Source organism: Aquimarina sp. AD1 (genome assembly GCF_003443695.1).
In the GTDB taxonomy this organism is placed as follows: Bacteria; Bacteroidota; Bacteroidia; order Flavobacteriales; family Flavobacteriaceae; genus Aquimarina; species Aquimarina latercula.
In genome coordinates this window covers 2,648,664-2,660,803 of the sequence record NZ_CP031966.1, presented here as the reverse complement: position 1 = coordinate 2,660,803, position 12,140 = coordinate 2,648,664, and the positions used below count along the sequence as shown (strand labels likewise).

Genomic DNA, 12,140 nt, shown 5'->3' with positions numbered 1-12,140 from the left:
ATTAGTAGTTATATTTTTCTCCCCATCGGGATTTAAGAAAAGATCTAAATGCATTTTCTCGCTGGTTATCTCCAGGTTCATAGAGCTTAGTGCTTTCTATTGACTCAGGAAGAAACTCTTGGTTAATAAAGTTGTTTTCGTGATTGTGCGCGTACTTATAATCTTCTCCATACCCTAATTCTTTCATTAATTTGGTTGGCGCATTTCTTATGTGTAATGGTACGGATAAGTCACCAGTTTGTTTTACTAACTGTTGCGCTTTGTTAATAGCCATATAGGAAGCGTTACTTTTTGCAGAAGTAGCAAGGTACACTGCGCATTGACTTAAAATAATTCTTGCTTCGGGATATCCAACTGTAGTTACTGCCTGAAAAGTATTGTTAGCCATTATTAAGGCTGTTGGGTTAGCATTGCCAATATCTTCAGATGCTAATATTATCATTCTACGGGCAAGAAATTTAAGGTCTTCTCCGCCTTCTATCATTCTTGCTAACCAATAAACCGCTGCATTGGGGTCGCTACCACGAACAGATTTAATAAAAGCAGAGATGATGTCATAATGTTGTTCTCCTGTTTTGTCATATCTGACAGTATTTTGCTGTACAAGTTTTAAAACAAGATCATTAGTTATTATAATTTTGTCTTGATCTTGACTAGAGACTATAAGCTCAAAAATATTTAATAGTTTTCTTGCATCTCCACCACTTAATCTTAATAAGGCATCTGTTTCGTTTAGTTTTATGTCTTTGGATGAAAGGTGTTCGTCTTGTCGCATAGCTCTCTCTAGCAATGCTTCTAATTCTTCTTTTCCAAAGGCATTAAGAACATACACTTGGCAACGAGATAACAATGCTGGAATTACTTCGAAACTAGGATTCTCTGTAGTTGCACCAATTAACGTGATCCAACCTTTTTCTACAGCTCCTAGTAGAGAATCCTGCTGAGATTTGCTAAAACGATGAATCTCATCTATAAATAGTATAGGGTTTTTAGAAGTAAATAATCCACCACTTTGTTTAGCTTTGTCAATAACTTCTCTTACTTCTTTTACTCCGCTATTAATTGCACTTAGTGTATAAAACGGTCTATCCGATTCGTTGGCTATAATATTAGCTAAAGTGGTTTTTCCCACACCAGGAGGACCCCAAAGAATCAGAGAAGGTATAATTCCTCTTTTTATTTGTTTAGTCAAAGAACCATTGTCTCCAATTAAATGTTCTTGACTCAAATATTCCTCCAGAGATTTAGGACGTATTCTTTCAGCTAATGGTTTGTTCATATTTACAAAGGTAACAAGTGTTTAATAGAATATCATAATCGTTAACTTTATTCTGCGTTTCATTATTATAAATATTTGTATTACTGACAATTTAACTGTAATTAAATTTTTGGATGGTTTTTTGATTATTATAATAAAATTATGGAAGAAAATAGTGATTTTAGATTTAGTACTGGAGTTGTAGGGTATCCACTATTGTTTGTATTAGCAATTTGGGTGGTTTTTTGGTTTGAGGTTCGTTTTGGTTTTGACTTTAATGGTTTTGGAATATATCCAAGAACCTTGATAGGGGTTAGGGGAGTATTATTTTCTCCTTTTATTCATGGTGATTTATCACATTTGTGGCATAATACTTTGCCACTTTTGATTTTATCTATGGCTCTTTTTTTCTTTTATCCCAAAAACTCTTGGAAAGTATTGCTTTTTGGAGCAATTTTAACAGGTGTTTTAACTTGGTTTTTTGGAAGACCTGCTAATCACATAGGGGTGAGTGGGGTTATTTATATGTTGTTTGGTTTTTTGTTTTTTAAAGGAATACTGGCAAAGCATTTTAGATTAATTGCGCTATCATTTATCGTTGTTTTTATATATGGAAGCATGATATGGTATACGTTACCTGTAGATCCAAAAATTTCTTGGGAAGGGCATTTATCTGGTCTAATTGTAGGAGTGTTATTGGCTTTTTGCATAAAAAAAGGTATTGCCAAGCAAAAAAAGTATCACTGGGAAACAAAAGATTTTAATCCAGAAGATGATCCTTTTTTAAAACATTTTGATGAAAATGGGAACTTTATAGAAATTTTACCAGAAGAAGAGTTGAATGATGAAAGTGTTGAAATAATTTATGAGTATAATCCGAGAGATGAAAAAAAAGGTGACTAAAAATAAGTTTTAGATCTTATAATCTTTGGCGGATTGATTCATATAAAATTACACCACAGGCTACAGACACATTAAGAGAAGCTATTTCACCGTACATAGGTAGTTTAGCCGAATGATCCACTATTTTTAAAACAGAGTTGGATATACCTTTACCTTCACTACCCATTACTATTGCAGTTGGATTTGTGAGATCTTGGTCATAAATAGTTGAATTTGCCTTTTCAGTAGCGGCTATTATTTGTATGCCAGAAGCTTGTAAATAAAACATGGCATCTTTAATGTGGTCAACTTTACAAATAGGGATTTTAAAAATTGCTCCTGCTGAAGTTTTTACAGTATCTGCACTTACAGGTGCTCCTCCTTTTTTCTGAATAATAATACCATGAACCCCCGTACATTCTGCTGTTCTTATGATCGCACCAAAGTTACGGACATCGGACAATTGATCTAGGATTAAAAACAAAGGAGTTTCACCAGATTCAATCACATTTAATACTAAGTTTTCCAAGTCTTGAAATTCAATAGGTGCGATATGTGCTACAACTCCTTGATGATTTTTATTAGTTAATCGGTTGAGTTTTTCTACAGGAACATAGGAGATATTAATATTTTCTCTTTTCAGTAAGCTTATTAATTCTTTTGATAAATCACCTTGCAGACCTTTTTGAATAAAAATTTTGTCAATTGTTTTTCCCGAGTTTATGGCCTCTAAAACCGTTCGGATACCAAAAATTTTTGATTCATTTTTCATAGAGAACAAATATAGTGTATAAAAAAACATCCCGATGAAATTTTCATCGGGATGTTCTAGTTAATTTATTGTATTTTAAACTATAAATTTTATATTCTTGTAAAACGAACTTGTACAAGTCCAGCAGCTGGACCACTACAACTAGATGTGTCTTCTGTCATATTGATCTCGAAACTATTGTCATCTGTAAATGTAGTATCAAATTCAGTATTTGTAGTAGCAGTTCCTAAAGCGATTATAGGTCCGCCTGGACACTGTAATCCTGTACTCTGTGCTGCATCCCAAATAATTTTACCACATACTAAAGAGAAACTATAATTTCTGTCTAGACCAAATCCATTCCAGTCTCCATCAAATCTTCTTTTTGTAGGGTCATTTTCATCAACTGTAATTTCTACTGTTTCATCAAATACAGATCCAAATGCACCATTAACTGTAGTTTCTATCATATAAGTACCGGTAAAAAAAGCTGGCTCATCAAATACACAAACAACCGATCCTTGATATTCAAAAGGAGAGTTAAATACAGGTTGGCTAACAATGTTAGTACCGGTATTTGTTGTAGTATAAGAGTTTCCGTCTGTTAAATTAAGCGTAAATCTTACGAAAAAATTATCAGCACCATCAAGATTGTCATTAATCAATCCAAGAGCAGTCAAAACTTCTGGCATAGTAGTTTGATACGTTACCTCAGGCTGGCTATTACTATTCATTGAAAAAGCGGATGCCGGGATAGTTTCATAAAGAATTTCGTCTTTACTGTTATCAATGTCATCATCTGGATCCATTGGAGTAGTTGTACCATCTTCATCAACAGTGTTGTCAGTAAATCTTACATATACATCAACATCTTGTATTAAGCTTCCATCATTTAAAGCATCATGCTCTTCTAGAGTTACTTCAAATCCAGATCCATCAATGTCGAATAAATCTACTACGAATGATGAGGATATGGTTTTTAAATAAGCACCATTTGTTTCTACATCAGATGCTTCTAAAGGATTTGGTAGTTTTTCGTCATCAGTACAACTATTAAATAGTAAACCAATTGATAATCCACCTAGAACTAAAAATTTATTTATTAATTTCATTTTCATATGTTTTTAATTGATAAATCCTGCAGGATTCGTGTCCCAAAAGATTTGTTCTGTTCTTTGTCTTTGTGATGCATTAGTGTTAGCATTCACATAATCGCTAGGATATAGAGCAGACCTGTAGAAATCACCAGGAGTTGGAGATAATGAAGGTTGTAAATTTGCAGGATATCCCGTTCTTCTATACATATTATAGGCTTCAATACCATTACCAAATAATGCAAGATAATACTCTTTAGCAACTATTTCTAATCTTTGTTCGTCGTCCATGGATGCTAGATATTCTTGATCAACAAATGATTGATATAAAGCAAGATTTCCAACAGATTCGGCACTACCTGCAAAATTACTTACTTTGCTAAAGCTATCTGCGATACCTTGAGTAAGATATACTTGTGCGTCTCCTGTAGTCCCAAGAGTTAAAGCTGCTTCAGCAAGCATAAAGTTCACAAAAGATGATGTTAAGATTGGTGTAATTCCTGCACCACCAGATCCATCAGCTCCTTCATTTTGTACGGATCCTCCAGAACCATCATCAAATTTACCACCAGCAGGGTATAACCCCATAACTGTTCTCTTATTTGAGTCAGGTGGTAATCCAGCGTTATCTAAGTGATCTCTTCCCCAATATCCTCTGTTTATGTCGGTAACACAGAATGGGACAACAGTATTGTTTCCATCGTATTGAGAAGTCACACCAAAATAATGAGGAGGTGTTGCTGCGGTTGCACATTGTAATGTAAAATTATCTTCATTAGTAGCATCAAGATCCTGTCTGAAAAAGTAAAAAGGTGTTCTTGGATCTTCTAATGGTTTTTCAAATAACATTGTCCACATGTAGTAATTCGAAACATATTGTCCTCCTGGATCATTCTCGTAGAAAGTTGAATAGGCAGGATGTCTATTGTCAGGATTTTGTCTATTACCACCGTAATTTAGTTGCCAATCTTCGTCGGCTGCATCTATTAAATTACCCTCTGCGATCAAAGTGTTAATTTCAGATGCTATATCTGTATTAATAGCAGTACCATTTAATCTTGCAGTTAAATATATTTTTAATTTTAAAGTATTTGCTGCAGTAACCCATTTCGCCTGAGTTGTAGCATCAGTACCATCACCACCTAAACCATAAAATAAATCTAGAGGAGGGAATGAACTTGGTTCAGTATTTAATAACGCAATCGCTAAATCTAATTCATTAAGAGCATCAATGTAAATCTGAGCTTGATCGTCTGCATTAGGATTTAGATTGTCATTTCCTTGTAAAGCCTCACTAAAAGGAACATCTCCGAATAGATCAACTAAAGTAACAATTGTATATGCTTTTATCACTTTAGAAACACCTTGGTGGTATGTTAAGTTAATATCAGCGGCTAATGGTTCTAAAGAAGATATATCTTTTAATACGTCCGCATAAGCAGCTTCCCATACTGCATCAAAACCAAGTGGGCTATATGCTTCAGAATATATAGCTCCTCCTGTTGCAGCGTGCATTCTGGTAAGATCTGATGCAAATGAGGTAAATCCAGCAGCTTGTTCTACGAAATTATAGAATGAAAGTTGGACGTTGTTAAATAAGAAGTCAGGATCAACGTCTTCTTGACCTACTTGATTCGGATTTACTGTTAAATCCAGTTCTGTAGTCTCACAAGATGTAATTATACTTATAATTACAAAGAGACTGAAATATTTAAATATTTTTTTCATAATAAACTTTATTATCTATGTTATCTTAAAAAGTTAACGATAAGTTGAAACCGTATCTTTTAGCTGTTGGACCAGTTAAGTAATCAAATCCTTGACCATTACCAACACCTAAACTAGTAACTTCTGGATCAAAGTTAATACCCTTTGGGAAGTTGAACGCTTTATACCACATGTTTTGTGCTATAAAAGATATTGAAACTCTACCAAAAGGAGTTTTATCTAAAAATTTACTAGGAACATTATAGCCTAAAGTAGCTTCTCTTAGTCTTAATGTAGTTGCATCGTAAATACCTCTTTCGTTAATTCCTCCTGCGGAAGCTACACCTATATTGTTAAAGTATAAATCCGTAGCATTTATTTGAACTGTGTTAACCGATCCATCTGTTTGAACTCCATCAAGAACGAAAGTTTGTGTTCTGTCAAAATCAGTATCGGTTGTTAAACCACGAGCAAGTAAAGCACCAGCTGTTGTAGAATAAATATCACCACCATGAGTATATTCCCACTGCATTCCTAAAGTAAATCCTTTATAACTGAAATTGTTTATTAAAGTAGCTCTCCAATCTGCGTTAGGATCACCAATAATCGTTGGTTCAGGGTTAGCTATATAGTTACCGTCAGCACCAACAACTCTATTTCCGTTGTCATCTCTCTGATATGTAGTTCCAAATATAACACCATAAGCTTCTCCCGGAATAGCATAGTTACCGAATCCAATAAATCCAGCGATAACTTCACCTTCAGATTCACCACCTAAACTCTCAACAATATTTTCATTTATTGTATATTGACCAGAAATATCCCATCTAAAATCATCAGGGTCATTTCCTCTTATTGGCGTTAATCCAAATCCAACTTCAAGTCCTTGGTTAGAAACTTCAGCAACATTGTCGGAAGTTACTGTATTACCTGTTGAAGGATCAAGAAATCTATTATTAAGTATTAAATCTTTTGATCGTTTGTCATAAACAGATACATCAAACGAAACTCTATTGTCAAATAACTTAGCTTCAACACCAGCTTCTAATTCAGTGATTAATTCTGGTTTTAAGTTTGCGTTACCAAGTCTGTCTGCTTCGGATAGTGAATTAATTATTGCACCACCATTTGGATCAATAAATGTATTAGCATTACTATCTAATCCAATTACTGTAGCGTAAGGATCAGGGAAACCTGCTGAAGATCCATATCCTAATCTTAATTTTAAATAATTAATAGCTTTACTTCCTCTTAAACCTTCGAAAGCACTAGTTGGTACAAAAGATAAACTTGCAGATGGGTAAAAGATCGATCTGTTTTCTTTCTGTAATGAAGAATACCAATCATTTCTACCAGCAACGTTAAGGAATAAGTAGTCATTGTAATCTACAGTAGCTGATAAATATGCTCCAACGATATTAAATTCTCTTAAATCACTAAAACCAGTAGTTTCTTCAAAGTTTTGGTGATTAATTAAACCGAATACAAATTGTTCAGTACTACTGGTGAAATCTCTTTTTCTTTCTTCTCTCCTTGGGTTAAATCCAAGGTTACCACTTAGTCCCCAAGAATCATTAAGGTCTTTGTCAAAGTTTAAACTTAATGTATGATCCCAAACTGTATTTGAAGTTACAAAAGTTGATAAAAATCCACCGGGTGCTTGAGTACCACCTTTATTTACATATCTATCCTCATCCTGAACATAAGAATCTAGTGATAATCTGTAACTTAAATTAAGCCAATCGTTAAACTCATACAAAGCCGTAAAGTTTCCAAAAAATCTTCTAGTATCTTCAATGTTACGAGCATTTTGTTGAGTCCATCTCGGGTTTTGAATACTATTATCAGTACGATAATAAACACTAGAACCATCAACAGGGTTTTGAAAAGGCAGATTGAATAAATCGATACTTCTCGGGGTATACAAAATGTTTGCAAATAAACTAGCCGCTCCATCATTTGCATTACTTCCAAAACCGGCAGATGTTGGAGGAGTTATTAAATCAGTTAATACGTAGTTAAATGAACTACTAATTGTAAATTTATTAGAAAGTTTAGTACTTCCTCCAGCACTAAAGTTTAGTCGTTGGTATTTGTTACCAATAACAAAACCTTCATCATCTGTTCTACCAACACTGATGTTGTAAGATGAAGTGTCATTACCTGAAGAAACAGATAAAGAAGAAGTTACTACATTACCAGTTCGGAAAAAAGGCTCGATGTTATCGTATGGTCTGTAGTCATATCTCGCTCCTACGAATTCTGGAAAAACTGCATTTAAATCTGAGCGATCGTATGGATGGGCAATAGTTCCATCAGCGGCAACCCCATCACCTGCTATTCTCTGATTAAAATCTGCTCCCCAATTAGAGAATGCTGCCGATGCCGTTTGGTTAAATCCATTTCCATAAGAATCTTGAAAATCAGGTAAATCTGAAATCTCATTTGAAAAATAAGATTGATTAAACGTAATTTCGAATTTTTTATTAGCGCCTCCTTGAGCGGCTCCAGATTTAGTAGTTACTAAAACTACACCGTTTCTACCTGCTTGTCCGTATAGCGTTGTTGCACTTAATCCTTTTAATATAGAAATTTCCTTAATATTATTAGGGTCTATATCAAGAAATCTACTTGAAGCTGAAGCTCCACCTGTAGTAAATCCTTCAGAACTGTTGGTGTCAGAATTGAATGGTACACCATCAACAACAAATAAAGGTTGGTTATTTCCGTTTATAGAAGAATACCCTCTAATAATAATATTAGTACCAGTACCGGATAGTCCAGATGTTTGTGTAATATTCACTCCTGGCGCCTTTCCAGTAAGTGATCTTACTACATCGGTTTGAGGTTGAGATGCAATATCTTCTGATGCAATCGTAGCTACCGCATATCCTAAGGCTTTTTTAGCTTTTCGAATACCTTGGGCAGTAACAACCACTTCTTCCAGTGTCGCTGCATCTTCAGCCAATTGAACATTTACCGTGTCGCCGTCTCCAACAACAACTTCTTTTGTTGTAAATCCAAGGTAGCTAAATGAAAGTACAGCTCCTCTGTTTACTTGAATGGTATAATTACCATCAAAATCAGATTGCGTACCCTTACTAGTACCCTTTACAACGATATTTACCCCTGGCAGAGGTAACCCACTATTGTCGGTTACATTACCTGAGATCGTTTTTTCTTGTGCAAACGTTAGTTGCACTACAAACGCCAGCAATAGCGTTAGAATTCCTCTAAACTTTGTTCTCATTTTATAATTTATTTGAATTAGCCAATGCCAAAAATCATAATAATATCTTAATTAAACAACTTTTATTTAGTTAAAAATTAAATTATTGTTCACGTCTGGTTAATATAATGTGAAATCCTACTATAACGTTGTAGTGGGTGGTTTTTGCTTTTTTGTTAACAGTGTTACGTGATATTTTGGTCCGAAAATTTTGATTTCAAAAATGGAGTGCTTGTTTTTTTCTTAGAGGTTGTAAGGCTTTTGTTTTGAGAGTATTATCTGTTGCTTGGTGTTTTGGTTTTGGGCGGTGGTAATACAGCTTTTTTTGTTTCTAAGTCCTTTGGTACTCTAAGATGAATAAGGTTTTGGTTTAGGGCGAAAGATCTCCGATCTTGAGGGGGTATAGGCTTTTTTTGGTTATTGATTTTTGTGATTTTTTTAAGGAAGATTATTGTTAAAATGATGCATTTAGGCTTAAATGAACCTTTGTGTTGGAGAATTTGAAGTTGGAATCACTGCTTTTTCCGTTTGCGAAAATTATTTTAAATAGGCCAGTTTGTGTGTTTAAGCCAAGGCCTATTCCAAAACTTGTGAGGTTGTCTGATATTTTGTTGGTTTCGTCTTCAAAATAGGAATAATCTATAATCGAATGGATGTACAAGTTCGAAGATAGGATGTATTGATATTCGGTGTTTAAAACATTAAAAAGGGAGGCGTTGATGCTGTTTTCTTCAAATCCTCTAATTGAATTAATACCTCCAAATCTAAAAAGTTCATTTGTAAATAGGTTGTCAGAAAAAATAACGGAAGCAGTGTTTTTTATTAGTACAGAGTTTCTTTGGTTTAATTCGAAAATAGAACCAAGACTAAGGGAGCCTTTTGTTTGATTTAAATTAGTGTTATCAGTTCTTCTTGATCCAAATTCAATTTCTATATTATAAAAATTTTTTATTGGGAATAAGTTTTTGTTTTGTCTTCTGGTGTGGTTGAAGCCTATTCCGAAGAATGATGAGTCGTAATCGTTGATATCGAGTGAAGGCAGGGGGTTGTCAAGAAGGTTGTTTGAGGAAACTGAGGAATACCCTAGCCATATTTTATTTTTATCACTGATTAGGTAATTAAGATTGATATTTTGCTCGGTTATCAAAAAGCTGGAATCTTTTTTGAATATTTCTAGGCCTGCTTCAATACCAATTGGTGTTTTAAGGATGTAAGGTAGCGTGATATTAGCTTGAAATCTTTGTTGCTCATTTCCGTCGCTTTTGTAGATTAGATTTAGTCTTTCTCCAAAATTTAAATTATTGACAAGATTTAGATTTAGATATCCGTTTAGTTCTAAGTTTCCGGATTCTGTGTCTGTTGAGAATCCAAGAAAACCATCAAAATTGTTTGCTGATTTTTTTTCTAAATATAAGTATACTTTTGTTGAGTCTTTTTCGAATAGAACTTCTGGTGCCTTGATGTTTTTGGCAAAACCTAGGTTGTCGATTGTTAGAGATTTTTTTAAAATATCATTCTTTTTAAAAATTGCCCCTTTGCGTATTCTGCTATTATATTTTAAGTAAGAAAAAGGGAACTTGCTGTATCCTTTGATTATAATGTCGTCGATTTTTCTTATGTTACTCTTTGAACTAATAAGTTTTGCGGATATTTCGTTGCCGTGTTTTGTGATTCCTATTAATGATAAGTTACTAAATGTATTTCCTTGGTTTACGAGGAAGTTTGTTAGGAATTGAATTGTTTTCTCTGTGTTTTTTAAGGGTATTGAGAAGTGTTTTTCTGTAATTTCTGTGGATATTTGTTCTAGGATATTACGCGGTATAGACTCCTTGTTGTATTGGATTCTTATTTTTTTGTATTTTTTGTTTAGCTCGAAAACACCTCTAAATGTGGAGTCAGATGTTTTTTTTAGTTCTAATAGTTGAGAGTCTAAATATCCTGATTCTAGTAATTTCTTTTGAGTTTTTATTATCTCTTCTTTTAAATCTAGAAAGTTTTTGAAAGTCTTAGTGTATTGGGTGCTATCTATTTTTTGTGTTTCTAGAGTGTCTTTTCCTTTAATGCTTAGGTTTATAATTGGATTTTGTGCGCTACAAAATGAATGTATACATATAATAAGGACAAGGATGTGTAACGAATGAGTTTTCAAATTTCTTTTTAATACTGCTAAAATAACGGAAAATACAGGGATTTCTTACGGTTAGACAATATGATTTTAAATCTGTTTGAAAATTAATGCGTTAGGATTTGAATTGATAAAAAATATTTCTACCTTTGCAGCCCTCATAAAAGAGGTAATTAAAAATATTTTAATAATAGTGTAAAGCAAATTATGCCAACAATTTCACAATTAGTAAGAAAAGGTAGAGCCAAAATAACTAAGAAGAGTAAATCGGCTGCTTTGGATTCGTGCCCGCAACGCCGCGGTGTTTGTACGCGTGTTTATACTACTACACCAAAGAAACCAAATTCAGCTATGCGTAAAGTAGCTCGTGTTAGGTTAACTAATGGTAAAGAAGTAAACGCATACATCGGTGGTGAAGGTCACAATCTACAGGAGCACTCGATAGTATTAGTTAGAGGTGGAAGGGTAAAAGATTTACCAGGAGTTAGATATCACATTGTACGTGGAGCTTTAGACACCGCTGGTGTAGAAGGAAGAACGCAACGTAGATCTAAGTATGGTGCAAAACGCCCTAAGAAGTAATTAAAAAACTTTAAGAAGAAGACATGAGAAAAAGAAAGGCTAAAAAAAGACCTATTTTGCCGGATCCACGTTTTAACGATCAGTTAGTGACTCGTTTTGTAAACATGATGATGTGGGACGGAAAAAAATCGGTTGCTTTCAAAATTTTCTATGATGCTATTGATATCGTAGAAGAGAAAAAACAGAACGAAGAAAAAACAGCTTTAGAGATGTGGAAAGATGCGTTGTCTAACGTAATGCCACATGTAGAGGTAAGAAGTCGTCGTGTTGGAGGTGCTACCTTCCAAATTCCTAACCCAATTAGACCTGATAGAAAGATATCTACTGCTATGAAGTGGTTGATTCAATTTTCTCGTAAGAGAAATGAAAAGTCTATGGCTCAGAAACTTGCTGCGGAGATAATTGCAGCAGAAAAGGAAGAAGGAGCTGCGGTAAAGAAGAGAGTAGATACCCATAAGATGGCTGAAGCAAATAAAGCATTCTCACACTTTAGATTTTAATCACGAACAGAA

Annotated in this window: 9 protein-coding genes; 3 read left to right on the top strand and 6 right to left on the bottom strand. The window is 34.1% G+C overall.

Annotated elements, in window-relative coordinates:
• Position 1 precedes the first annotated feature (1 nt).
• On the bottom strand, positions 2–1,279 hold the full coding sequence (locus D1815_RS11830; RefSeq protein WP_118387142.1) for a replication-associated recombination protein A: 1,278 nt from the start codon (positions 1,277–1,279) through the stop codon (positions 2–4).
• 141 nt (positions 1,280–1,420) lie between these two features.
• Here D1815_RS11830 and D1815_RS11825 point away from each other — a divergent pair, with 141 nt between their 5' ends.
• Positions 1,421–2,161, top strand: coding sequence for a rhomboid family intramembrane serine protease (locus D1815_RS11825; protein WP_027392561.1), 741 nt, complete (start codon positions 1,421–1,423; stop codon positions 2,159–2,161).
• A gap of 16 nt (positions 2,162–2,177) precedes the next feature.
• Here the strand turns inward: D1815_RS11825 and rlmB are convergent, their stop codons facing one another.
• The 5 genes from rlmB to D1815_RS11800 form a co-directional block, all read right to left on the bottom strand.
• Positions 2,178–2,912 carry a 23S rRNA (guanosine(2251)-2'-O)-methyltransferase RlmB gene (gene rlmB / locus D1815_RS11820; RefSeq protein ID WP_027392560.1) on the bottom strand — a complete coding sequence of 245 codons (735 nt, stop codon included), beginning with the start codon at positions 2,910–2,912 and terminating at the stop codon, positions 2,178–2,180.
• 89 nt (positions 2,913–3,001) lie between these two features.
• On the bottom strand, positions 3,002–4,003 hold the full coding sequence (locus tag D1815_RS11815) for a hypothetical protein (RefSeq protein ID WP_118387140.1): 1,002 nt from the start codon (positions 4,001–4,003) through the stop codon (positions 3,002–3,004).
• Positions 4,004–4,015: 12 nt separating this feature from the next.
• Positions 4,016–5,713 (bottom strand): SusD/RagB family nutrient-binding outer membrane lipoprotein, encoded by a 1,698-nt coding sequence (locus D1815_RS11810; protein ID WP_118387138.1) that lies wholly within the window; start codon positions 5,711–5,713, stop codon positions 4,016–4,018.
• Between the two features lie 25 nt (positions 5,714–5,738).
• Complete coding sequence (locus D1815_RS11805; RefSeq protein WP_118387136.1) at positions 5,739–8,942, bottom strand: SusC/RagA family TonB-linked outer membrane protein; 3,204 nt, start codon at positions 8,940–8,942, stop codon at positions 5,739–5,741.
• A gap of 433 nt (positions 8,943–9,375) precedes the next feature.
• Positions 9,376–11,070: a ShlB/FhaC/HecB family hemolysin secretion/activation protein gene (locus D1815_RS11800; RefSeq protein ID WP_118387134.1), complete on the bottom strand. Its 1,695-nt coding sequence runs from the start codon at positions 11,068–11,070 to the stop codon at positions 9,376–9,378.
• A 183-nt stretch (positions 11,071–11,253) separates the two neighbouring features.
• Between D1815_RS11800 and rpsL the strand changes: the two genes are divergently transcribed.
• Positions 11,254–11,628 (top strand): 30S ribosomal protein S12, encoded by a 375-nt coding sequence (gene rpsL / locus D1815_RS11795; RefSeq protein WP_024770883.1) that lies wholly within the window; start codon positions 11,254–11,256, stop codon positions 11,626–11,628.
• 23 nt (positions 11,629–11,651) lie between these two features.
• Positions 11,652–12,128 (top strand): 30S ribosomal protein S7, encoded by a 477-nt coding sequence (rpsG, locus tag D1815_RS11790; RefSeq protein ID WP_027392555.1) that lies wholly within the window; start codon positions 11,652–11,654, stop codon positions 12,126–12,128.
• Positions 12,129–12,140 lie beyond the last annotated feature (12 nt).

What these genes read in the sequence shown, in the direction of transcription:
- D1815_RS11830 (WP_118387142.1), bottom strand. Translation starts at nt 1,279, where the DNA reads ATGAACAAACCATTAGCTGAAAGAATACGTCCTAAATCTCTGGAGGAA.
- D1815_RS11805 (WP_118387136.1), bottom strand. Translation starts at nt 8,942, where the DNA reads ATGAGAACAAAGTTTAGAGGAATTCTAACGCTATTGCTGGCGTTTGTA.
- D1815_RS11815 (WP_118387140.1), bottom strand. Translation starts at nt 4,003, where the DNA reads ATGAAATTAATAAATAAATTTTTAGTTCTAGGTGGATTATCAATTGGT.
- D1815_RS11810 (WP_118387138.1), bottom strand. Translation starts at nt 5,713, where the DNA reads ATGAAAAAAATATTTAAATATTTCAGTCTCTTTGTAATTATAAGTATA.
- rlmB (WP_027392560.1), bottom strand. Translation starts at nt 2,912, where the DNA reads ATGAAAAATGAATCAAAAATTTTTGGTATCCGAACGGTTTTAGAGGCC.
- rpsL (WP_024770883.1), top strand. Translation starts at nt 11,254, where the DNA reads ATGCCAACAATTTCACAATTAGTAAGAAAAGGTAGAGCCAAAATAACT.
- D1815_RS11825 (WP_027392561.1), top strand. Translation starts at nt 1,421, where the DNA reads ATGGAAGAAAATAGTGATTTTAGATTTAGTACTGGAGTTGTAGGGTAT.
- rpsG (WP_027392555.1), top strand. Translation starts at nt 11,652, where the DNA reads ATGAGAAAAAGAAAGGCTAAAAAAAGACCTATTTTGCCGGATCCACGT.